The following is a 23,423-nucleotide window of genomic DNA, read 5'->3' on the forward strand; positions in this document are numbered from 1 at the left end:
GTTGGAAACATACCAACACTCTACTTTAAATTTTATCAGTTGACTAATGTACGAGTACATACATACATTAAATGTACGTATGTACTCGTACATTAGTTTATATGGAGATTTTTAGATGGTTACTGCCTTACGGGAATTGGGTTCTCCTCGCTTTCAGCACCTTAGCCTTGCGCTGCTTGCCTTCGCCCAACTCATGTACTCGCTGGATATCAATATTGTGTTTGTTGCACTCCCGGAAATTGGATCGGGGTTGGGTTTTTCGGAGCACACGCTCCAGTGGGTGGTCAGTGCTTATACGGTCTGCTGTGGGGGATTTTTATTGTTCGGTGGACGAGCAGCAGATCTACTGGGGCAACGTCGTGTTTTTATCGGTGCGTTATGGCTCTACGCCCTCTCCTCACTGGCCGGTGGTTTAGCATGGAGTCCTGTTGTCATCATAATTGCACGAGCCATACAGGGTATTGGCGCGGCATTACTATTTCCTGCCACGCTTTCGCTTATTAACAGACTGTTTGAGGAAGGTCCGTCACGCAACCGGGCACTGGCTGTATGGGGCGGCGCAGGGGCAAGTGGTCTTACACTGGGATCGCTCGCTGGCGGGATACTTACAAGCGTCTATGGTTGGCCATCGGTATTTTTCATCAATGTTTTACTGGCAGCCATTGCAATATGCGCGGCTTTTTTTGTACTGCCTAAAGACAGCTTCCAGAAAGATCGCGGCCGCTTCGATTTTCCGGGTGCTGTGACAGTCACCATAGGAGCAATTCTGCTGGTTTATGCCCTGGTTCAGGGGCCAGAAGAGGGCTGGCTGTCAGGGCGTATTCTCCTATCACTTAGTCTGGCTTTCGTATTTCTGCTCGCGTTTACAGTCATAGAATTTCGCAGCCCCGACCCATTAATGCCGGTACGATTATTCAGGAATCACAGTCTGGCGATAGGCATGGTGATTACGTTCATTTATATGGGAACCTTCGGTGCTTTGCCTTATTTTCTGACGGTTATGTTTCAGAGCATTATGGGATACAGCGCCTTACAGACCGGCCTGGCATTCATAGTTCCTTCACTGGCAATTTTTGCCGGAACGCAATTCGGAGCCCGACTTGCAAATAGCCTGTCGTTACGCAAAGTTTTACTGACCGGCTTTTTAACTGGAATTGCGGGAACGCTGGCACTGGTACCATCAGCCTATTCAGGTGCATCTTATTTGACTGTATTACCGGGACTGGTCATTTCAGGAGCAGGCCAGGGTATTGTCTGGACGGCAATGTGGGTAGCTACTGGCTCAGGCGTAAAACATCACGAGCAAGGGGTTGCTTCAGGTATGGCTTCTACAACACTGAATATTGGTAACGCTATTGGTATTGCTCTGTTGGTTGCTCTTTCCGGAAGCGGGACCGTAAGCCTTCATCAGGAAAATTCTGCAACTAGTCTCGAAAATGCCTTACAAATTGCCTTTTATCTGGCTGCGGTGGGCCAAATAACAGGGCTTGTTGTTTCCTGCTTATTACCCCGCAAAACTGTAACTGATATGCCAGCAGAAATAACCTTGTAGAAAATCATTATTCTTCGCTAATGGCTTCAGATAAAAAGTATTCGGGGGGAAGACCTGCTGTGTGGCCGGTCTTTTCATTACCAGCCTGTGCCTGAAGAAGCGCAAGAATTCAGTATGCTGCTGTGCTTTGCGGCATATGATTGTCTTCTTCCGTCATTAAGCTGACATACAGTTCGCCCCTCTGTTAGCAGCATGATTTAGAGGGGATTGCCTGTGTTCTCAAGCGTATCAGCACAACAATATGCGTGCTGAGATGATGATCGGTTAAGCGGTTTCGCAGACCAAAAAAGCATTATGACAATCTGGCTAGGGCACCCGGGCCAAAAGGGTATTAAGGCAGCTTTACAGGTAAGACCCATAACCCTATCGCCCCCTCAAGGCCGAATCACCTTACCCTCTTCATCAAGCAGATCCGTCAGAAGTGCCGTGCCATCGCTTCCCACACGGAATGCCCCGTAACGCGCCTGTGCGAAACGCGCGCCATGACCTTCCTGAAAGAAATAAGCATTAGTGCCGACGGTTAGCGAGCCGGAGTGTTGATGATATTTCACCCGTAACTGATCCGCCTGCAGAGGTTCTCCCTGATCGAACCGGGCCTGAGTCGCATGACGCTGCGCATCGAGATCCACAATGATGGTCCCGCTGGTGGGCAGACATGGTGCTGACAGAGTCGCGCCACAGGTTTCGGCCTGTTGATACAACATCTGCTCCAGAGGTCGGGTAAGGGCATAATTCAGCGCCATGTAATCACCCTGCATCAGGGAACGCGGGTCAACCGGGGCAAGGGGTAAAATCATGACTGCGCCCTGTTTCAGTAACTGCTCTTTCTGCCAGATGCTGACATTGACGGCCACCAGCGCCAGCGCTATCACCGCGCCTGCCAGCCATCGGCTCTGTTTACGCATTTTCACGGGCACCTCCGATCTGTGCAGGTAATACTTTTTTGACGCCCCATGCCAGCCCCAGTAACACCAGACCACCCGCCAGCAGCAGCAGGGATTTCTGCAGCAGAGCAACGTCCAGGAAGTAATACCAGCCAATGACATACAGCACCATGAAACCGCCACTCACCACCAGCAGTCCCTGACTGCCCTGATAACGCGCCATAAGAATCAACCACAAGCCCAGCCCAAGACCCGGTGCATAGAGGGCAGCTGCCCCGCAGATAAAGGCGGCGGGCAGGGTGAATAGCGAAAACAGCGGCTGACCGCTCCTTCTCTGACTAAGCGCACTCAGCACTAAGCCTGCCGCAATCCCTGTGCCAGTCGCAGACTGAAGCAGAGAAAACTGCACAACGGGCCAGAAGAAATCTGAGAGAAACGCCGCGTTTATCCCGAGGAAACTCAGCAACATCAGGCCCGCCGGGATGCCATACAGCAGGGGGTGCACCGCATTAGCATACGGCCTTGTCTGTAACCTCAGCTGATGGCTGACGATCCAGAGCCACAAAAACATGACCGCCGCCACCAGTATTGAAACAGCAACGCGACCCGTCGCTGGCGACAGGTACAGCCGCGCTAGTAAATAGCCCGCCAGTACCAGGAAAAATGTCAGGGCCGTCATGGCCATAAACCGATAAATGCGGTCAGGCATCGCCACTGCCATCATGACCAGAATCGGCAATGCGCAGAGTGAGCTCAGCATTATAAAACTGACGTCGTTGCTTTGGATCTGCAGCATAACGCCGAAGATCAGCCCGCATGTCGCAGCAATAGCCCAGGCCAGTCCGAGGTGATATTTACCGTCACGACCGCTGCGTAACAGGCCGCGCGCAATGACGGCGAGCATAAGTGAAGGAAGAACAAGGGTGGCAGCATTCGGTTCGTCGAGCAGGTCAGCGGAATAGAGTACCAGCGCCATCAGTAATAACGTGATGATAGCTGCGACCCAGCCTCCGACGCTCAGCGCCAGCCTCATATACCAGGGCAGATCTGACGCATGACCGCGTTGCTGAATATCCTGAACCTGTGAGGCGCTCAGCAAGCCCTGCTGAAGCAGGGTCTCTGTCAGTAATGTCAGCCTGGCCGGAGCCAGATCGATTGACCCCTTTTCAGCCAGTTTGCGTTGCCACTTCAGCAGGATCGAACCATTTGCCACCACCCATAAAATCATCAGGACGCCGGTCAGATACAGGTCACCCGAATCATAGACCACAAGGAATAACTGCATGAGCAGCGCGCAGCCCACAATAGTCAGACTGGCGATACCCAGCGTCAGCATGCACAGGTCCACATAGCGATAACGATACAGATAATAGCCTGCCAGCAGGGTAATCACCCAGCCGACCGTGACAGATGTAAAGTGGTTAGTACTGTGCCAGTCAGAGACGTTTTCAGCCACGATGGTGGTCAGCAGCAACAGTAAAAATCCCGCCATGACGCGTGAGAACCAGCGGCTTGCCAGCCAGCTCTCCGGTTGATGCGTTATCGCCCGCCAGGCCAGCGCTTCCCGGAGAATCAGGCAGGCTGCCAGCAGCGACAGATAGCCATGCAGCACCGTCGTCGGGAGCCGGATGAAGCTGTCAGACACGGCGATATCCAGTAGTGAGGTCGGCAACGTCGTGTAATAGAGCTGGAATGCCAGGTTAGCGACCAGCCAGCTGCAAAACCACAGGCTGTTTTGGCGGGCAATCAGCGCCAGCGGCAGAAGAACGCATAGCCAGGCCCGGAATAGCTCCCAGCTGTCAGCTCCGGTCTGATAAATCTGCCCGTAAAGCGCAAACAGGGCGCCGAATCCTAAGCCGGCAGCCAGCAAGGCACTGCGCGCCAGTGTGCTGTACCAGCGCCACCAGACCACTACCGCCAGCGCGACGATCAGCAGTTCGGCCAGCGCAAATTTCGCCATCTTCGGCAGCCATGCCCAGTTCCAGGCAACAAAGAACACCGCACCGGCAACCAGTGACAGTAATCCCAGAAAGCAAAGCACCGGGATAAGAAACTGACGCCACTGATTATCTGATGGTCTGATACCACAGAACATATAGATACGCTCGCAGGTCTCCGGCGTCAGGCTCCCGCTTTTCACCAGATGCCCAAGCTGACGGCAAAGATACGCTGCCGTGCGCGACGGCATCCCGGTTATGCCATCGGGCCCAATCTCCCTCATATTTTCCCTGCCTCTGTTTGCGGTGTAATTTTTATGACGTTAACGACGGTTCTTCCCTGCGATGGCGCTCTGCTGAGCAGCAGAAAATTTTGCTGACCAAATGTAAACATCTTTTCCGGGATATTACAGCGTAAATCAAAGATGAGGGGTGAACGCTGCGTGATCTGTCGCATTGTTATGAATGAGTATCGCGGCCGTATTTCGGTTGCATGAACATGACACCCGTCACCGGCGACTTCGATCCCTGCAGGCGGGTTATACTGCTGTTCTTTTTGGGATACTGCATTGTCTGCATGCTGAAAGGTTGCGAGAGAAAGCCGCAACCGTTCAGTTACTGGCTGCCGCTCGCCTGGTTGAAAAAGGCCAGTCTCACCATATCGTCATCGTAGAGGATGCTCAGCTGCGACAGCATGCAACTTTATCACCCGCTATGAGCAATCAAAAAAGCCAGCGTCCTGCACGGGCTGACTCAATAAACATGCTTATGGTCAGTGGCTCTTTATTCTGTTTTACGGGGGCACGTGAGAACAGCGAGGAGGTTTTCCAGGGGAAATAAGCGGCAAGATTGAAGCCAGCCGGCTGAACGTCAAACTCATCAAAAAACTTTTTCGCCATTTCAGCAATATCATCCGCTTCATACTGTTCCTGCAAAATGTCATCGTCGGCAGGTTCAATTTTCTTTAACAGGAGAGTCGTTACCAGCGGCAGTTCTCGCAAAATGAATTCGCGCACCGCATCAGGGGTTACTGTCATATTATTCACCAGATTTTATCCTCCGGCCGCACAATCAGATTATAATGATGGACGGTGCGGAGACTGATTTTTGCTACATCGTTTGCCAGAATCACCCATCCGACAACAGGTACGGCCCTGCCAACGAATGCGCCCAGGTTGTTCACCCAGAAAATCTTCAGCCCACGCAGACTGAAAGATTTGGCTGTCAGCGTGGGCAGAATGCGGCGCCGGAATTTGTAAGAAAGTTGTTTGCGGAAAAAGAGAGACGCAACGGAAGTACCGGGGGTTGCGGTATTGGGTTTCCCCGGTACATCGATATTATTGTTGCCTAAAATTAGTCCCGTAACGGCTACGATATCCTGCACGCCCAGCTGTTTTTGTGTCTCCTCAACCAGCACCCAGAACAGCAGTTCCTGCGGAGTCAGATTGGGCAAGTCGTTGAAATAATACGTACCATTCAGTTGCTCTGTTGTATCCATGACTGCAAATCCCTTTCGTCCGATGGTTAACAGACCTGAACTTTACCATCTGTATGACAGGTTGTTAATCCATTACCGGGTAGCCCGTCAGGCGGGTTTTTACGCTTCAAGGTCCGGCACCTTAATATTTTCCTCCAGAAAATCTGTAGGCGAATCACGTCGTTCTTTGGCTGGTCATTCAGCACCGACAACAGCGAACCGTAATCACGCCGGGCGATGTGGCTGCCTTCGAGAGTGATCTTAATGTTGCGCACGTACTGGCGGATGCGTTAAATGTTTTATAGCTTCGTCGGTTTCCGAGTCCTACTGAAACCAGCCGCCATCTTTAAACAAGCTGGTGGTACCGTCTTCGGAGTAGTCGAGCGGCGGGACGGCTTCGGAATAAATGGCGGGCAGCGCAAAAGCGGTTTCAATGTTAATGTTGTCGTCAAGACTCAGCAGCACGACCTGCTCCCCGACGGTGGGCTTCCAACATGTGAGAATGCTACCGGCGCGAAGGCTGAGCCAGTTAATCCAGTTAGTTTCAAGATCGCCTGTTTTCACCCGGCACAGGCAGTTCACTGGCTCCACTTCGGACACGGTGCCGATGCGAATCAGGTTGGTGATAAAACGCATGATTTTGGTAATTCTCGTATTCATATCTTTAGATTGCCATTAATAAATAACATGATGTAAGCTGATTACATTGCCTGAACAATCACACAAAATTGAATAATATGATGATTATGAATCCGTTCGATATAGCACTTGTGTCATTATTTATAATTTTATTAATAGTCGCATATCGGATTAGCAATACTTTTCAAAAAGATTTTAAAAACGTCATAAGCTATAAAAGCAAAAGTGATGAAAAAAGCTCTGACATACAGTCTAATGATGACAAAAAGCATGCTGTTATTGATAACAGCGAGAGCTCAGCAGAAAGGATCCAGTTTTTCTGCCAAAAATTAGTATTTATCTCTTTAACTTCATTCTTGATATTTAAGGGGGTTGTAGAAGTAATCGACACATTTTCTCCGTTTGACATGTCAAATGATCTTTTTTTTTCATCATATAAAAGAAATTAAAACCTTATCCTATGTAGCTAATGCTTTAGCAATCTCATGCGGTTTGCAGTTAGCTTTTATGCTAATAACAAATGGTCCTGATGAGGCAATTGAACCCATAATGTTAGGGATTGCATCGGTAATTTTACTAATGTTATCGGCTATCGACGCAAAGGAATGGAGCATTCACAACTCAGTATCTATAGTTTTATTAATATCATGCATTGCTGCATTGTTTTTCCTTTCGAAGTTCTTAGAAAAAAAGCCAAGGCCATAATTTTAATAGTTTTTATTTATTGGCATGCTTATTAAGCCTTTGCATAAGGTGCATTTTTACTGACTCTGCAACCTCGCTATTTATAGCTAGCAACGGGCGCTCAGGGTACTTAAGTTATAGTACCGCGACGGCTTAACCTGTCCCGTAGGCCGTATTGATGTACGCGCGCCAGCTTCTGACCCCCGGCACAAAGGTAACCTCAGCCGCGTCTGCACCTGCCAGCACCTTAAGATACTTTGTGGTAGTCAGCCTCGGGAACATGCGGCTACGCATTCGGCCCTTTTTGTTGTGTGCGCTGACGCGGTGCCGGTTCCCACGCCCTGCCGTTCAGTGAACACTATGCGGTGAAATTTGCCTGCTGAATGCGGCGTAAGTCATGCGCCACCTCACGCAGCATCTTTTTTCGGGCCGTCGGTTCCAGCTGTGCCAGTAGCGCCTCAAGCCAGGCATCCACTTCATGCAGTTCAGCCACATTTCACCACCCAGCATTCCTCCGGTACGTCCGGCTCCGGCTCCGGCTCCGGCTCCGGCTCCGCTTCGATATGTGCTTTCACGTTCTAAACCGTCGCTATCTCGCGCTCGGTTAGCCTCAGGCTCATGCTGATGCCTCAGCGGTCATTTGCCGGAATATCGACCTAAAATTAAAATAGCCTATGGCGCGTCTCGCTGTTCTGCAGCGCGTCGGGCTGGCTTTCCTGCAGCCACATAATCACCTTTGCCATCAGCAAATCCTGTTCGCCAGTGAAGTGGGAGAGCACCTCATTCAGCCTTCAGCGATACTCTCACGACAGAGATGCGGCGAACATGGGAACCAGCTGGCCGATGTCCACAAACAAGTTCTTCCCGCTTTCGTAACGGGGTAATAATCAACCTGTAAACAACCCATGTTTCCCGGTGATTTCATTTTTCTGTCATTTTTATTCTTTAGGCTCACAGCTTTCCTTCATGGATATAAAAATATGAAAATAAAAGCGATTTCTCTGGTTATCGGTTGTTCGCTTTCTCTGTCTACGTTAGCGGCACAGCCGAAGGTCGAACACTACATCGTCAGTTTCCCCGAAGGGACGCGTGTGAGCTACAAAGGTGCCTTCGCCAGTGCATTTCCTCAGGGTTTGCCGATGGGGATCGGTTCCGGTTTGCAGTTTACTGGCAGGCAGGGCGATGCACTGACCTTCGTGACCGTCACCGATCGCGGACCGAATGCCGACTCACCGGATGTGGGTAAGAAAGAATCAAAAATTTTCGTCACGCCAGATTTCGCCCCGATGCTGATGAATATCCGGGTGCAGAACGGCAAAGCGGAGGCCACGGATGCCCTGCCATTGCATGACGATAAGGGCAACGTAAACGGATTGCCCTTGCAGGATGGCGTTATCGGGTCAACCAATGAAATCGCGCTAAGCGATACGTTGAAAGTGCTGCACGGCGATAACCGCGGTCTGGATACAGAAGGCATTACGCCAGATGGGAAGGGCGGATACTGGCTGTGCGATGAGTATGGCCCGTTCCTGATTAACGTTGATGAGCGCGGTAAAATTCTCGCGATGCATGGGCCGCAGGCGGCAGAGGGAGAGAAATCCATCGCGGGCGGTCTGCCGAATATTCTTAAATGGCGTCAGCCAAATCGCGGCTTTGAAGGGATCACCCGGATGCCGGATGGACGTATCATCGCCGCAGTGCAGAGCACGCTGGATATCGACGGTAAAAGTAAAAAGCAGGCGCGCTTTACTCGTCTGGTGAGCTTCGACCCGGCGACCGGGAAAACCGCCATGTATGGTTACCCTATCGACAGCGAGGCTTACAGTAAAAACAGTGACGCAAAAATCGGTGATATCGTGGCGATCGACAATCAGCATATCCTGCTGATTGAACAGGGCAGCGATAAAAACGATGCGCAACGCAACCTTGTCTATAAGGTAGATCTCAGCCCGGCTACCGAGCTTTCAGCATTTGATAAATCTGGTGACTATCCGGAGTTTGACGACGAGAAAGCGCTGGTGAAGCGTGGCATTAAATTCGCCGCGAAAAAGCTGGTGGTCGATTTACGTCAGCTCGGCTGGCAGCAGGAGAAGGCAGAAGGACTGGCGCTGATCGACAACAAAACGCTGGCGGTCACCAATGACAATGACTTTGGCGTGAAAACGGTCATGCAAAATCCGGTGGAAGGCAAGAAGCGCAAGGATTATCGCGTAACGGAGCAGGGGACGCTTACGGTTGATAATAAGCCGGTTGCCACGACAATTGCTCTGAAGCCGCTGAAGAAACCGGAGTCAGACAGTGAGTTGTGGATTGTCACGCTGCCGGAATCGCTGAAGTAAGATTCAATGGATGAAACGTCAACGTCCGCTTATGTCATTAAGCGGACTGTTTCAGGCTGACGTCTGCAATCACCAGGTCACAACGTTATTTCAGGGAGAGCGCTGTACGGGTATTCGAAAAAGTATGCATTTTCTCTTCAGGAAAACATGACTTCATCCAGTTGTTAATCAGTGCACGATACAGCGCCTCTGCTTCCGCCAACCGGCTCAGCAGGCAGTATTTATCGGTCTGGTGTGCCAGTGATGGCTCGCCGGGACCGAAAGGCGTTTACCGCATTACCCGGGAGTCACTCCTGAACCCGATTAATTCCTTTCACGCGTGCACCATAATGAACGGTGTGCAGAAAGTCGCTTATTCAGGTTCTGGCTGAAGCAGCCATTCAGACGATATTTGCCTGCCAAAACTATTCACCCTGCAGTTAGTGATCTTTAGCGCCAACGATAATCCAGTGTCGCAAAACGATGCGATCGAAAATTATATTCAACAGGATGTGAAGGGCATTATGGTGGATGTGATTGACGTCAAAGGGATTATGCCAGCTATAAAAGGAGCGGTCGCCGCTAAAACACCGGTGATTGCGATTGTTGGGATATTACCGGCGGCCCTCAGGCGGCGCAGATGGGCGTGGATAACCTGGAAGGCGGCAAAATTATCGGTAAATATTTTGTCGACTACGTGGCGATAAATATGGACGGCAAAGCGCGACTGGGTATTGTGGGCACGCTGAACTCGGCCGTGCCGAACCAGCGTCAAGAAGAATTTGAAGAAACCATTAAGAGCAATCCGGGCATTACCGTAGCGGACGTGGTTCATGGCCAGAACGTGCAGGGTACTGCGATGACGGCGGCAGAAACCTGATTACCGGTAATCAGGATTTAACCGCTATCTACGCGAGCGGTGAACCGGCACTGCTGGGGGCGATTGCTGCCGTTGAAAACCAGGGGCGTCAGAAGGACATCAAAGTCTTTGGCTGGGATCTGACGTCAAAAGCCATTAGCGGCATTGATGGCGGTTATGTCACGGCCGTGCTGCAGCAGGATCCGAAAAAGATGGGTGAAGAGGCGGTAAAAGCCCTGAACGCGCTGGCATCGGGCAAAACCGTGTCAAAAACCATTCTGGTGCCGGCCACGGTGGTGACCAAAGCCAATTTGGACAGCTACCGGGCGATGTTTAAGTAATCGCTGACTCGCTGCATGCAAGTATGTTCAAGCCACTTAGCTCCCGCCTGACTCCGGTACTTCAATCGGATGCGTGACGCCATTCACTGGCGTTACGCCGTTCCGTCCTCAGGAAAGTTTCATACTCATCTCAGCACTGAAACCCTTTCCGACTGTTCTGGAGCGGAGGTCTTGTCGTAACCCGTCATTCATTCGCCCGTCTGCTGTTAATGATTATGTCCTTCAACTCTCTACATCAACCAAAACCACTGAGACCTGGCTGACGAGCAAAACATTAATGGCTTAGCAGAGGGTGTGATCAACGCAGGTGGTGACGCCATAAAAGTGCTGTTTTACTGACTTTGGCTCGAAGCAGCGGCGCTGCATATGCCGGGGATCCTCGCTGCAATTGCTGCGTAACCCTATGACACTATGAAAGAACGTAAATAGCCGCGGCTAGAGGGGTGTACCAGCGCTCCTGGCATATTGCCTGCCAGAGGGTGATAAAATACCGGGTTTCTCAGGGGCCTCCTGCGGATGAGTTCAGGTTGACAGAGCTAATGAGAGCCGTAGTGCAGAGTAAAAGGAAACAGACTGTTTAAGTTCTTAATCAATTAGCCAGTCTGATGTGTATTGGCTCATATTACGTTTAATTCTGATATGAAAATGAAATTTACTGATATCACATGAGTTCGATATATAAATAAATTCCAGGAAATTATTTTAACAGCAAATATATAATGTAAGCCAGAGGAGAAAATAAATGTCACCACTCAGATTGACTTATTTTTTCCCAATTCTATAATCAAATTGAAAGGCGAGTTCATAACGCCCTTAACATCAGTTATCCGTGTGTGTTTTGCCCGCAATAGCCGCGGGCTTTTTTTTATTATGCTGCCGGCAGAGTTGAAGCAATTTTTAAAACACATCAGAAAAACTTTCAGATACGGGTATGATGGCTTTCCCTATTTCTGATGCAAGTCGCGCAAAGACCTCATCTTCAGTAGTGTCTCCTCTGTGAATCAGATATAACTTCTTTTTTATTGCTGTACCTCTGAGAGGGATATACTTTATCTTTTCATCTTTTCTGACAGCATACTGAGGGATTAAAGCGATCTCTCTTTTTTGCAAAAGTGCCATTTTAAGAACTTCTGTTGTAGTAAATATGATGTCTTTTTTGAAATTCAGTCCATGCTTAAGAAGGATTCTGTTCTGTGACGTATCAAGAGAATTACTGTCCTGAATCCCTAAAACCATCCTGTCTTTCAGTTCATCCAGACTGATTTCTTTACTGTCAGCCAGGGGGTCTTCACTGCTGACAGCGAGCACGTAGGGGAATTCAGCAACCAGTTTTTTTTCATAGAGGGAAAAGTTTTCGTCACAGGCTGAAAGGATACAATGCATTTTTCCGGAATCAATCTGGGTTTTGAAATTATCCTTACTGATTTCATGAACCTTTACCGGCCGTTCAGTCAATCCGTCCAGCGAGTTAACTACCTGCGTGTAGAGGTAATGAGAAAGAGATGTAGTGATACCCAGATGCATACATCTGTTGATGACTTCTTCAGTATCGGCAACTTCCCTGATCATTCTCATACAGACGAGTATTGACTGCGCATAAGCAAGAATTTCTGTTCCTTTATCTGTCAGAGCAAGTGTGCGCGTTGAACGTCTGAAAAGGGAAGCACCTAATTCCTTTTCCATCCGACTTATCGAGTTACTGATAGTTGGTTGCGATGCATTACAGCATTCAGCTGCCCTGCTAAAACTTCCTTTCTCTGCAACGGCCACGAAATATTCAAGATCCTTAAGATTCATCACCTGTACGCCTGTAATATTATCAGCCACTACGTAAGCATAATGCAAAATATTATAATTGGTAGTGTAAGCCTTTTCCTTATTCAGAATAAACATCCACTAAGTCAAATTGGCTGCTATTCGGATGGTTATATTTAATTAGTGAATATATAAACATCATCTATACGAATAATAATAGCGGCGGGAGTGTAAGGATTTCGTAAATAAAATAAGATAAAATTTTACAGGGTTGTTCTTTTATTTTGTCTGTGTATGATAACTTTCGAAAAAAGAAATAAATTAATAAATATTAATTATGGAGCAGGCGATGTGAATAGGTTTAAGTCCTTGATTAATATTGATAAACACCGTGAGTTATCCTTTTTTACTGAGGTTTCTTCTGGTATGGTGCATCAACTTAATAGCAAGAAGTACAAAATATTTGATGAATACATTAACAATGTAAATATTATAAGATTTAATTTGGCCTGCGTATCAGAGATTTTACATGATGAAAATAATAACTTTGAAAACTATCTCTTTGATAATGATCCAGCGCTTTACTACAATGCCCAGTCATTACTACTCGCTGTCAGGATGTTTGAGAATATGTTAGACAGTCTTACCGAATCACTCAGTAACGCTGCGGATAACTGATATTAAGAATGCATCGCGTCAGGCATGTAAAATCCGATCCCTGTAAATTTTTACTAATCTTAATGCTTTCTTATTAATCATCTGTATGACTGATAAGCCTGTTAAAATAAGAAAATTCACCTGCATTAAAGTGAAGCTCTGTCGATGTTATTTTATATTTAACTATAAATGGGTATGCACAATGAAAATATCGACTCGTCTTATAATAGGATTTGGTTTTCTCATCCTCCTTTTCGCACTTTGCGTGGGAATTTCTCATCATGCGTTATCTCATGCTCAGAAGGGGATGGACAACGTAGCCACCGTGAAAATGAAAAAATACGGGTTAATTCTCGACATGAGAGGTAATCTTCGGGATATGGCGGTCGCTGTCAGAAATGTGGCTCTCTTCACGGATCCGGCTCTTGTGAAAGAAGAATATGAGCGTCTTGAAAGTCAGAAGAAATTTTACATTCAAAACAGAATCGCGCTGGAGAAACTTCTGAAAGAAGATTCCACATTTGCCGGACGCAAAAAACTTTCTGAGATAATTCAGCTTGAGCAAAAGGCCTTAATGACTATTGAAAACACCGCACAACTGGCCATGTCTCGCAGAACACAAGAAGCAGTGAATTATCTTATTAGTGTCAACCGTCCAGTACACAGAGCGTTAATGGACGCCCTGAACGATATGACCACAGTGCAGATGGATAATACGCGAAACGCGGTGGAAGAAAACCGTAAAAATGCAAATGCTGCAGTCACAGTACTGGTATGCATCGCAATAATTTCTGTTGTTTTTTCAATTCTGACATGTATTACACTTATCCGATCGATTATGCGTGAATTGGGAGGGGAACCCGTCCAGGCCAGGTTAATTGCTTCATCTATAGCTGAAGGGAATCTGACTTCCTTTATCAATATTAAAAAGAGCGATACTACTAGTCTCATGGCTTCATTAAATGGAATGCAGACACGTCTCCGGGGACTGGTTTCGCAGATAAAGAAATCATCAGTCAGTGTCGCATTTGCTGTAGATGAGATTTCCAGAGGGAATGAAGAATTATCGTCCCGGACGGAACAGCAGGCTGCTGCCCTCCAGGAAACGGCAACCAGCATGGAGCAATTAACGTCAACTGTTAAAAATAATTCGGCAACTGCACAACAAACCGCGGTATCAGCCAGGGCGGTCGCAGACCTGACCAGACAGGGGGAATCGGATGTCAAACTTATGTCTGAAACAATGAATGCAATATCCTTAAGTGCGACAAAAGTCAGCGAAATTACAGGCGTTATTGAAAGTATCGCTTTTCAGACAAATATCCTCGCGCTGAATGCTGCAGTTGAAGCTGCACGCGCTGGCGAAGAAGGACGTGGTTTTGCCGTAGTAGCAGGAGAAGTCAGAACGCTTGCTCAGAGAAGTGCTGATGCAGCCAGGGACATCAAGATCCTTATTGAGCAGGCTGTAAGCCAGGTCGAAGGTGGCGTCATTATAGCTACGGCAACGGGCGAAAATATTCTCAGTGTTGTTGGCAAGGTAGGTGTGCTTGCAGAATCTATGGACCATATCGCACTTTCTTCTTCAGAGCAGATGCAGGGCATATCACAGATTGAAATAGCCATTACCGAAATGGATGGCGTGACCCAGCATAATGCGACACTGGTTGAGGAATCTACATCTGCTTTGAGTTCACTTTCCGGGCAGGTCCATTTTTTAAAAGAGATCACATCAATTTTCAGTGTCTGAAATATATTCAGATAGATACTTCGGGTTTATTGGTTAGCTAATCAGCAACCGGAATTTGTAAGGGTTAGAGCAGGGCTCCAGATCTTTACGCCGGGTAGTTTTCCAGTAGCTCGTCGTAAATTCATTGTGACTTATAGTTAACAGGCGCATTAAGGTTTTAAAATATTTTATCGTCTCTTTGGTATAAAAAAATTTTAATGCGCTGCTGATATCAATGTCAGTTCAGGAGTGGAAAATAATGAATGAGATGTACCTGGAGTTTATTGAAATAAAAGGTCAGACTGATGCGCTTTTACTGCAGTTGAGTGAAGGTAAATACAAAGACCCAAATACTTTTATAAATAACTATATCCACTTGCAGAAAGTATATTGCAGGTTCAGGCCATATCTGGCGGATATAAATTTCGTGGAGTGGGCCGTAGTTAAGGATAAAACCACTCTGGTTGAGATTGTTATGACGGGCAGGGCAATAATGTGTATGCATAATTTTCACAATACATTATCCCGTACGATTCAAGAAAAAAGATAAATTGATTTCCCTGTATTTTTTGACGCGTGGAATACTGGAAGTAATTATTAATTTCTATTGAAGGAACGTCAAAGAGCCATAACCTAACTGATCAAATCCCCCACTAGCAGAGCCATAGTTGCCACCACCACCTTCGTCTCCGCTTTTTTCCATAATGGTTTTAATTTCCGGCGCTTTGAGATGCATCTTTTCGACGTAGTGTCCGTAAAAAAGAGCCCATACTGGCCGGGGGTCACCACGGCTCGTATCAGAGATAGTGTTCTGAACAACGTCGCTGTTATGGTAAGGGGTAAAAGGGACACTGCCGCCTGAATTATATACAGCTGCATAACGAGCAGCCCCAAGAAGACGATTATTGTATGAGCTAAACAAATCCTCTCCCTGACTCCATGCCAGCTGGCATATGACCCCGGCAAGGCCAATTCCAAGAAGCGTATGTCCCTGATCGCGACCACTTTCCTGCCACTGCACCAGTCCGTCAGGGTATCGATTCCAGGCCGCATTCATTATTGCACCGTTTCCCTTGCCATGAAGATAATAATCCCTGGCCTCTGTATAAAGATCCTTCCTGTCAGTAAATATACCTATTGCCATAAGTGAAGCAATATTGGAAAGATCCCAGTTAGCCCAGTAATGATCTATCTTTGCGCCATTATGATTTTCGAGAAAAGATTTATTCATGGGAGCAAAAATTTCTAGCAGCATCTGCTTAACTTTCTGTTGCTCCTGTGAAGTAAAAGCAGTTGAACCCTTAAGGGTTTCAGCTGCAATGGCCATTTGATAACCATATAAACCTGAAGCCAGAAACTTATCTGAAGTGCCATCGATCCTTTTCAGTTGCTCAGCCCACTGCAACAGAATGTCCGCAGCTCTTAATGCACGCGCGTTATCTCCACTGATACGCCAGTCAAGAGCCAGAGCATACGCGGCGGCAGCATCATTAAAAAGCCTGGCATAATTTTCGTGAGCGTGTCCTGGCGCTGTTCCCCGATAAACTATCGATACAGGATGAGCCTGGTAGGTTATGGCGTCATGGCTGTTACTACGTAACATTGCAAAATCAGACGCCCATGGATTACGTTTCTCTCTGACTTTTTGCGCTATCAAATTAAACTCATCTGAAGTATTTAACGCTCCCGGATGAATAAAATCATGATTAGCTGAAAAGCATAATGGGGGGATAAAAGACAGCACGAGGAAAGAAACGCTATATATTTTTTTCATAATCCCAGGCTCGCCAGCAGATCATCTACATCGTCCTGGCTAGCAGGTAAAGTTGAAGAGGGAGTTGAAGAAAGTTTCTCTGAATGACCTGGGCTGACAATACCGGGTGAAGTGTCTCGCAGTAACTGTATCAACTGCTGCTCTACCTGATTAAGGATACCCACCATATGCTGGACAATCTGGCCAGTCACATCCTGAAAACCCTGAGCCATCATAATGGCATGCAATTGCTGAGACGTTTCGCTGTTAACCTGCCTGACATTTATCAGCCATGCTCGCGTCTCTGTTGCCAGTTCATAAGCCAGATTTTTATCTTCCGGCCCCTCAGAAAGGGCATTCCAGCGTAACTTCAGGCTGTCCGCATCTTCAGACAGCCGCTCCTGTCCGGGCATTGCTGTTTCCACATTCAGAAGTACGCTATCTGCTGCTTCCTGTGTAAGAGTAACAACATGACCCAATCTTTCACGTGCTCCAGGGATGTCCCCGGCCAGTTCTTCGATCGCTTTATCTAATCCGAGCTGCCTGAGACTGTTTCTGAGGTTGCGCAGAATCTCACATGAGCGAACGGTCAGTATATGAATATCATTTTCATTTCTGGAATTTTCCGGTGACATAAATGCAGTTTCCTGTTTTAAAATAAATTACCATCTAAAATTATCGGTGGTTTACGATTTTATTTAAGTGACTATTTTCAGGTTTGCAGACTATAGTTTGAATAATTTACGTTAACATTTTTAATATATTCATCCTCTTCTTAACCTGCTAAATCATTATGCTGGTATTTGTCTCTGCAGGATAGATCTATTACCATTTATAGACATTTATTATCTTTTTTCATTGTGAGTAATTTATTTAGAATAAGAATTTAATTTATAAATTTTAACAATAAATACATGTCAGAAAATTTAATTTATGACTGAAGTCCCTGAAATTTATTAAGGCCAGTTAAGGTTTCAATAACATCGATGTCCTGCAATGAGATCTATTTTATCCGCTGGTTATGAATAACAATTTTTATCTACAGGGATCAGCTCGTTTTGCCAGTTACTGACAATGACTGCCACCAGCGCCAGCGTAATCACCATGCCTGCATGACGTAATACATTTTTCATGGCTCGTCATGCAGGCAGAAGGTTGCCCCTTCGTTGAACCGGATCGCGGGCAGTTACTCTGCCGGCAGAGGGCCGAAGGCGCGGTATGAATCCACCAGTGTATCGAAAAGCGAGATATCTGAGCGACTTCTGGCAATAAGCTGGGCACCGGCAATGGCCGTGAAAATGGCGCGTGCTCTGGATTCACTCTCACCTGATTCGCATAGCTTCGCAGCCACCAGAAGCCTGTTCAGCCAGGCAATATTCACATCAGCAAACTTCTGTATTTCTGCATTCATTTCCGGGGGCAAGGTGTCTTTTTCAGCCCCCAGGAAACTGCCCAGACAAAGACGATTGTCGGCCTCAAGTGATCGTCGGAAGATTTCAGGAAAGCGACGCAGCGCGTCAATGGGGGAAGGGCTTTCTGATTCGATCATTTCGAGCGCGAGCGCACCGTCCTCCCAGTATCGTCTGGCAACGGCTATACCCAGCTCAGCTTTGCCCGGGAAATAGTAGTAAATACTCGCCGCTTTAATACCCACATCCTGCGCCAGGTCGCGGAAATTCAAACCGTTGTAGCCCTGCGATTGGGCAATTTTCCGGGCCGCCAGCAGAATGGCTTCTTTGGAGTTGGCGCTCATCTTGATGCCTTTGGTATTGGGATGATCTCTAAAACAGGGAACGTTAATTTACAGCAAACGCTTACCGGGTGACAGATAGATTGTCAGTGAGTTCAACGCATCCAGGATGCTCAGGCAGCGTGGCGCCATCAATATCCGACGCTATCATGATCACTCTGGTTACCGGGAAAGTCAGTGGATAACGATCCCGGCTTACCGGAGTGACCATTGAGAGGCTATTACCGGGCTGGTGAATCCAGCTCAGGAATGCCGCTGTTGCGATCGGCGTAGGCCGCCTGGAAGGCAGGACGTTTTGTCCAGCGCTGCCAGTACACATCCAGAAACTCAAAACGCTCGTCCAGTGGAGTGGCATTGACCGGGAATTTTGAGAAGGCGATCGCGGTTGCCAGAGTAATGTCCGAGAAGGTCGGGGCATCGCCGCCGAGCAGCCATTCGCGGCCGTCTGACAGATGACGATTGACCAGCGCGGCGTGTGCCAGAGCTTCTTTACGGCAGTGTTCGCCCCAGGCCTCGTTTTTGGTCAATTCCAGCTTGAAGCCGAGGCCGGTGTGCAACACGTGGAACGCTGTCACGATGCGGTACAGGATATGCACCCACACCCGGTTATCCCACATATTATCCAGGCCCTGTTCCAGTGCGGTCTCTCCCATAATCCTGCGACCGGGATACGTCTGGTCGAGATAACGGACGATGGCAGCCGTTTCGGAAATGTAACTCCCGTCAGCCAGTTGAAGGGTAGGCGTTTCGCCCCACGGATTCATATTCAAATGACGCCAGCCACGCTGTTCTCCGCCAGGGGTCATGTCATAGATGGTCTCGGCAAACTGGTCAGCGATGCCCTTTTCATGCATGAAAAGTCGCAGACGCTGTGGGTTAGGAAAGGCCGAAGGTGATGTAAAAAGCTGAAGTTTAGCAGTCATGGTCGATCCTGTAGGTGGGTGGCTGGAATACCTAACTAACGTTAGGTAGACAAACCTTAGCGGGCAAATCGACCTGCGTCAATACCTGTCTAACAGTTGTTAGGTAGATTTTTTTCGGTGGCCTTGCTGGTTGATACGGGATCGCAGCGCAGGCATAGCTAAAGGTGGGGAAAAATACGGAGGATTAAAAAATGCCGATGAGTGAAGAAACCGGGGAAATACTTTAAAAAATTAATGCTTCGGATCCCCGTAACACAGTGTTTTCACGTGCAGCAATGACTACAGGTTCCTGAATCGCCCGGCACCCGATAACAGGGCCGGGCATTAACGTGAGATCTGTTTACGGGCGTATCGCTGTCAAACTCTGATCACCGATACGCTCTGTGATAAAGACGGCTCGTTGCACTATCCGTTAACCACTTTAAAGACGGATATTTCCTGAGCGAGTTGCGCTGCCTCGTCACGCAGAACCTGGGTGTTTTCTGCCGTCTGATTAATCAGCGACAGGTTTTGCTGAATACCGCGCTCCATCTGTGAGACAGCCAGCGTCATTTCAGAAATACCTTTACTCTGCTCGTCACCGGCGACCCGCATTTCCCCCACAACCTGCCTGACGCGATGCACGTCGTTAACCAGTTGGTTTAACTGCTCGCCAGCGCCTTTCACCAGCTTGCTGCCAGCAATCACCGTACTGTCGGAATCGGAAATGAGCACTTTAATTTCCTGCGCGGCACTTGCGCTGCGCTGCGCCAGGGCACGCACTTCCGCTGCGACGACGGCAAATCCTCTGCCCTGTTCACCTGCACGAGCGGCCTCAACAGCGGCATTCAGCGCCAGAATATTGGTCTGGAAAGCAATGCTGTCGATGAGTCCCAGGATTTCGGCTACGCGTTTTGAGGAGTTCTGGATGGCTTCCATAGTGAGCATCATTTCATCCATGGTTCCTGAACTGGTCTGTGCTATCTGTGAGGTGTTTTCCGCGACCGTATCAGCCAGCCGGGTGTTTTCAGCATTCTGCTGTACTGTTGCGTTCAGCTCTTCCATCGCGGCAGCACTCTGTTCAAGTGCGGCTGCCTGCTCTGCAATCTTGTCTGAAAACGACTGATTGCTGCGGGCCAGGCCTGATGCATTGATTGCTACCGTTTCGCTACTGCTTTGTACACGGGTGATGACACCCGCAATCCTGTCAACGAAAACGTTGAACGCTCCGGCAATATCGGCAAGTTCGTCGCGGCCATTACGCTCAAGGCGGCGCGTCAAATCGCCATCTCCTGTCGCAATTTCATTCAGGGCATCATAGGTATGACGCAGGCGCTGGCCAATACGTTGGGTAAACCACCAGGTAAGAATAAGCAGAATGATCATGGCAGGCACAAGGAATATGAAAATATCCCACATGATCGTGCGGGCCATGCCACCGACCACTTTCTCCGGTGTCACCAGACCTATGATCCAGCCGGTTCCCGGCATGCGGAACAGGGTGAACTGTGCGGATTGATTCAGATGTATATCATTAACACCGTTGAGTCGGGCCAGGGTTGCATCAGGCCCGAGGCTTTTTAATTTTGACACCACAGGCTGCAGCCAGCTGTCTTTCTGGGCGACCGAGGACAGGGTATTCAGCACCTTATTATCCACGCCAGGGAAGTAGAGCAGCGTACCGGTTTTGTCTGCCGCAAAGGCATAACCGCCCGTTACATTGCCTTGTGTTTTCACAAACTGTGCCAGGTTATTCAGCATCACATCCAGTGTAGCAACGCCCGCGATACGGTCCCCGATATAGTAGGGCACGCTGCAGGTCACCATTTTGACGCCTGAAACCGGATCCTGATAAACATCAGACCAGGTACAGCGATCGCGTGGCGCATTGCGTGCCTGGGTATACCAGCTTTCCTGGTGGTAATCGCTGGTCGCGGGCTGGTTATATCCGTCTGAGTAGGCCAGTTTGCCGTTCTCTTCACGCGCCCAGAAAAAGCTGCGCCGTGCAGTGCCTGCAACAAAAGCCTCCGGCTCAGGCCAGATGCCGCCCCCGGCGATAGTATGATTGCCGTTACTGTCAATCATCTGTGGAAAACTGCTTTGCCACAGCGAGACATCGTGTGGCAGAACTTCTGCCAGACGCGCCATGCTGACCGCCTCTCCCTGAATTCCGGCCAGCTGCTGATCCAGCTTGCTGACCAGGTTTCCACCGGCTTGCTCAATTAACTTATTGCTGGCTTCAATAATGCGTGGTTGCCCACGTAACAACAGTACAAGACAGACAATCGCGGTAGTCACGCCTAACAACAGGACGCCACCCAATGTCATTTTTGTAGCAATACGTGCAGGAAACATATTTACCCTTATATATCAGGAAACTATTTTTATATTGTGTTGAAAGAATTCTGCGGAAAATAACCTGGTGGCATACCGCTAATTTATTATCGGCAGGCGGGTATGAATGTTCAGAAAATGAGCGGGGTATTTTGCTGGTCTGCGTTAAGTCGTTATATCACTGTGATTTGCAGTGTCCGCTTCTGGCATAAAGCGGACGCTGAATAAACGGTTTGCGGGTTCCCCCGGCGCAGACTCCATGCTTATTGATCATGAGTATGCCTTTCTTCCTGTCGCTTACATGCCCAGGCTGGCGAGCAGGTCGTCCACATCATCCTGACTGGCAGGGGTTTCTGATGCGGAAGCGGGTTTAGACGGCGCAGCGCGATCGGCGGTGCTATGTGAGCCGGTGTTATCGCGGATGACCTGTATCAGCTGCTGCTCAGCCTGATTCAGCACGGCCATCATAGCCTGCACAATCTGCCCGGTGAGATCCTGGAAGCCCTGTGACATCATAATTGCGTGCAACTGCTGTTGTGTCAGACCCGTAATTCGGGGCACGTCATCCAGCAAAGCGACGGTATCTGCCGCTAATGCCTGGGTCTGTTCTTTGTCTAAAGACGTCCCGGATGTGGCATCCCAGCGTTGCGTAAGCTTCTCCGCTTTTTCTTCCAGTTCGGTTTGCAGAGGTTGCGTAATTTCCACGCTGTTGATAACGCCTTCTGCTGCTTCGCGGGTCATTGTGACGACATAACCCAGCCTTTCGCGGGCGTTCGGGATACTTCCCGCCACATCGGCAATGGTTTTATCCAGCCCCAGCTGTTGCAGACTGTCGCGAAGCTGCCGCAGGATGAAGCCAGCACGCGCCGTGATTTCGCCAATTTCCTGATGCTTATTATGGATGTCGGATGGTGACATGGATTTTTTTTCCTGCGTACAGAGTTTCGATACCTGAGGTTATCGGCAGCTCCCGGCGGTTTTTTAAATTTCCCTGAAATTTTCCTCGTGTCAAACGTGACATGATGTTAATGAGATGGCTCAGGGTGAACGTTATCAGGTGCCTGGAAGGCAAAAAGTGGTGCGGGAAGAGGCTGCTTTTCAGCCGGAGAGGTTTAACAGGCATCAGGCGGAGGTTTGAAAAAAGTAATATTTGATGGATTGATTGAAGGGCGCTAAATGATTAGCATCGGTTCTTTCGGAGAAAGAAAATGACTGTTAACGATTCCCTTCTGGCATTCTCCCTCGCAGCGCTGTTACTCACCCTGACTCCCGGCCTTGATACGGCACTTATTCTGCGCACCGCCTGTGCTGAGGGCGGAAAAAAGGCGTTTCACGCTGCACTTGGCATTGATGCGGGCTGTTTTATATGGGGCGCGCTGGTCGCGTTAGGTCTCGGTGCTCTGCTGGCAGTTTCAGAGATGGCTTACACGGTGCTTAAAGTGTGTGGCGCGCTCTACCTGAGCTGGCTGGGCTTACAACTGCTGATACGCCCGCGATCATCATTCAGTGAAGGCGAAGAGAACAACGGTTCTCAGGGAAACTGGTTCATCAGGGGAATGCTGGGAAATGTGCTCAACCCCAAAGTGGGCATTTTCTATGTCTCTTTTTTGCCCCAGTTTATACCTGCCGGTCACTCTCCTTTTATATGGACTTTTATCCTTGTCAGCATCCACGTTGCATTGGGGACTTTGTGGTCAGTCACCCTTATTTTATCCACGCATTTTGCGTCAGGCGTATTGAAGAAAAGTCGCGTTGTCAGAGTCATGGACAGAGCAACAGGCGGCTTATTTTTATGCTTCGCGGCTAAACTTGCTATCAGCACGAGATAGCGTTGGGCAGGCTATTGATATGGGCT

At 48.5% G+C, this 23,423-nt stretch carries 18 protein-coding genes and 5 pseudogenes; 7 read left to right on the plus strand and 16 right to left on the minus strand.

The genetic code is table 11. The features are described from left to right. Nucleotides 1-115 precede the first annotated feature (115 nt). Nucleotides 116-1,552 carry an MFS transporter gene (locus tag PU624_RS01930; RefSeq protein WP_283544621.1) on the plus strand — a complete coding sequence of 479 codons (1,437 nt, stop codon included), beginning with the start codon at nucleotides 116-118 and terminating at the stop codon, nucleotides 1,550-1,552. A gap of 374 nt (nucleotides 1,553-1,926) precedes the next feature. Here PU624_RS01930 and PU624_RS01935 read toward each other — a convergent pair whose 3' ends face one another. From PU624_RS01935 to PU624_RS01970, 8 genes and pseudogenes are all read right to left on the minus strand, one after another. Continuing rightward, nucleotides 1,927-2,457, minus strand: a complete 531-nt coding sequence (locus PU624_RS01935; RefSeq protein WP_283545146.1) for a GDYXXLXY domain-containing protein — start codon at nucleotides 2,455-2,457, stop codon at nucleotides 1,927-1,929. Further along, entirely contained in the window at nucleotides 2,450-4,657 is a 2,208-nt protein-coding gene (locus PU624_RS01940; RefSeq protein WP_283544622.1) for a DUF4401 domain-containing protein, read from the minus strand. Before PU624_RS01940 ends, PU624_RS01935 begins: the two co-directional genes overlap by 8 nt. A 438-nt stretch (nucleotides 4,658-5,095) precedes the next feature. Continuing rightward, a complete protein-coding gene (locus PU624_RS01945) occupies nucleotides 5,096-5,419 on the minus strand; it encodes a DUF1493 family protein (RefSeq protein ID WP_283544623.1) in 324 nt (107 codons plus the stop codon). Beyond that, nucleotides 5,416-5,871 (minus strand): STM2901 family protein, encoded by a 456-nt coding sequence (locus tag PU624_RS01950; RefSeq protein WP_283544624.1) that lies wholly within the window; start codon nucleotides 5,869-5,871, stop codon nucleotides 5,416-5,418. Before PU624_RS01950 ends, PU624_RS01945 begins: the two co-directional genes overlap by 4 nt. A 140-nt stretch (nucleotides 5,872-6,011) precedes the next feature. After that, nucleotides 6,012-6,137, minus strand: a pseudogene (locus tag PU624_RS22270) (GPW/gp25 family protein); the annotation flags it as partial. Nucleotides 6,138-6,177: 40 nt separating this feature from the next. Then, nucleotides 6,178-6,510 (minus strand): annotated as a pseudogene (locus tag PU624_RS01960) (phage baseplate assembly protein V); the annotation flags it as partial. A gap of 696 nt (nucleotides 6,511-7,206) precedes the next feature. After that, a pseudogene (locus tag PU624_RS01965) lies at nucleotides 7,207-7,666 on the minus strand (phage virion morphogenesis protein). Nucleotides 7,667-7,835: 169 nt separating this feature from the next. Then, nucleotides 7,836-7,952: a phage tail protein gene (locus tag PU624_RS01970; protein WP_283544625.1), complete on the minus strand. Its 117-nt coding sequence runs from the start codon at nucleotides 7,950-7,952 to the stop codon at nucleotides 7,836-7,838. 201 nt (nucleotides 7,953-8,153) lie between these two features. Between PU624_RS01970 and PU624_RS01975 the strand changes: the two genes are divergently transcribed. Continuing rightward, complete coding sequence (locus tag PU624_RS01975) at nucleotides 8,154-9,512, plus strand: esterase-like activity of phytase family protein (RefSeq protein ID WP_283544626.1); 1,359 nt, start codon at nucleotides 8,154-8,156, stop codon at nucleotides 9,510-9,512. An 85-nt stretch (nucleotides 9,513-9,597) separates the two neighbouring features. Here the strand turns inward: PU624_RS01975 and PU624_RS01980 are convergent. Then, nucleotides 9,598-9,771: pseudogene (locus PU624_RS01980) on the minus strand (hypothetical protein); the annotation flags it as partial. A 160-nt stretch (nucleotides 9,772-9,931) separates the two neighbouring features. On the opposite strand from PU624_RS01980, the pseudogene PU624_RS01985 reads away from it, so the two are divergent. After that, nucleotides 9,932-10,691: pseudogene (locus PU624_RS01985) on the plus strand (substrate-binding domain-containing protein); the annotation flags it as partial. A gap of 897 nt (nucleotides 10,692-11,588) precedes the next feature. Here the strand turns inward: PU624_RS01985 and PU624_RS01990 are convergent. Further along, nucleotides 11,589-12,584 carry a LysR family transcriptional regulator gene (locus PU624_RS01990; RefSeq protein WP_283544627.1) on the minus strand — a complete coding sequence of 332 codons (996 nt, stop codon included), beginning with the start codon at nucleotides 12,582-12,584 and terminating at the stop codon, nucleotides 11,589-11,591. Nucleotides 12,585-12,740: 156 nt separating this feature from the next. On the opposite strand from PU624_RS01990, the gene PU624_RS01995 reads away from it, so the two are divergent. The 3 genes from PU624_RS01995 (at nucleotide 12,741) to PU624_RS02005 (ending at nucleotide 15,379) form a co-directional block, all read left to right on the plus strand. Beyond that, on the plus strand, nucleotides 12,741-13,124 hold the full coding sequence (locus tag PU624_RS01995) for a hypothetical protein (RefSeq protein WP_283544628.1): 384 nt from the start codon (nucleotides 12,741-12,743) through the stop codon (nucleotides 13,122-13,124). 181 nt (nucleotides 13,125-13,305) lie between these two features. Beyond that, nucleotides 13,306-14,850 carry a methyl-accepting chemotaxis protein gene (locus PU624_RS02000; RefSeq protein WP_283544629.1) on the plus strand — a complete coding sequence of 515 codons (1,545 nt, stop codon included), beginning with the start codon at nucleotides 13,306-13,308 and terminating at the stop codon, nucleotides 14,848-14,850. Between the two features lie 238 nt (nucleotides 14,851-15,088). Next, nucleotides 15,089-15,379 (plus strand): hypothetical protein, encoded by a 291-nt coding sequence (locus tag PU624_RS02005; protein ID WP_283544630.1) that lies wholly within the window; start codon nucleotides 15,089-15,091, stop codon nucleotides 15,377-15,379. A gap of 54 nt (nucleotides 15,380-15,433) precedes the next feature. On the opposite strand, the gene PU624_RS02010 is transcribed toward PU624_RS02005, so the two are convergent. The 6 genes from PU624_RS02010 to PU624_RS02035 all read right to left on the minus strand — a co-directional run bounded on the left by PU624_RS02010 (nucleotide 15,434) and on the right by PU624_RS02035 (nucleotide 22,486). Beyond that, nucleotides 15,434-16,603 carry an alginate lyase family protein gene (locus tag PU624_RS02010; protein WP_283544631.1) on the minus strand — a complete coding sequence of 390 codons (1,170 nt, stop codon included), beginning with the start codon at nucleotides 16,601-16,603 and terminating at the stop codon, nucleotides 15,434-15,436. Next, nucleotides 16,600-17,217 (minus strand): protein phosphatase CheZ, encoded by a 618-nt coding sequence (locus PU624_RS02015; protein ID WP_283544632.1) that lies wholly within the window; start codon nucleotides 17,215-17,217, stop codon nucleotides 16,600-16,602. The genes PU624_RS02010 and PU624_RS02015 overlap by 4 nt, the downstream gene beginning before the upstream one ends. A 551-nt stretch (nucleotides 17,218-17,768) precedes the next feature. Continuing rightward, entirely contained in the window at nucleotides 17,769-18,335 is a 567-nt protein-coding gene (locus PU624_RS02020) for a TetR/AcrR family transcriptional regulator (RefSeq protein WP_283544633.1), read from the minus strand. A 218-nt stretch (nucleotides 18,336-18,553) separates the two neighbouring features. After that, nucleotides 18,554-19,255, minus strand: a complete 702-nt coding sequence (locus tag PU624_RS02025) for a glutathione S-transferase family protein (protein WP_283544634.1) — start codon at nucleotides 19,253-19,255, stop codon at nucleotides 18,554-18,556. A gap of 405 nt (nucleotides 19,256-19,660) precedes the next feature. Continuing rightward, nucleotides 19,661-21,589 (minus strand): methyl-accepting chemotaxis protein, encoded by a 1,929-nt coding sequence (locus tag PU624_RS02030; RefSeq protein ID WP_283544635.1) that lies wholly within the window; start codon nucleotides 21,587-21,589, stop codon nucleotides 19,661-19,663. Nucleotides 21,590-21,865: 276 nt separating this feature from the next. After that, a complete protein-coding gene (locus PU624_RS02035; RefSeq protein WP_283544636.1) occupies nucleotides 21,866-22,486 on the minus strand; it encodes a protein phosphatase CheZ in 621 nt (206 codons plus the stop codon). Between the two features lie 290 nt (nucleotides 22,487-22,776). On the opposite strand from PU624_RS02035, the gene PU624_RS02040 reads away from it, so the two are divergent. Next, the gene (locus PU624_RS02040; RefSeq protein ID WP_283544637.1) at nucleotides 22,777-23,397 is read left to right on the plus strand and encodes a LysE family translocator; all 621 of its coding nucleotides are present in this window, start codon (nucleotides 22,777-22,779) and stop codon (nucleotides 23,395-23,397) included. The last annotated feature ends 26 nt before the right edge of the window (nucleotides 23,398-23,423 follow it).

Origin of the sequence: Pantoea sp. Lij88 (genome assembly GCF_030062155.1) — a bacterium.
Classification (GTDB): Bacteria; Pseudomonadota; Gammaproteobacteria; order Enterobacterales; family Enterobacteriaceae; genus Pantoea.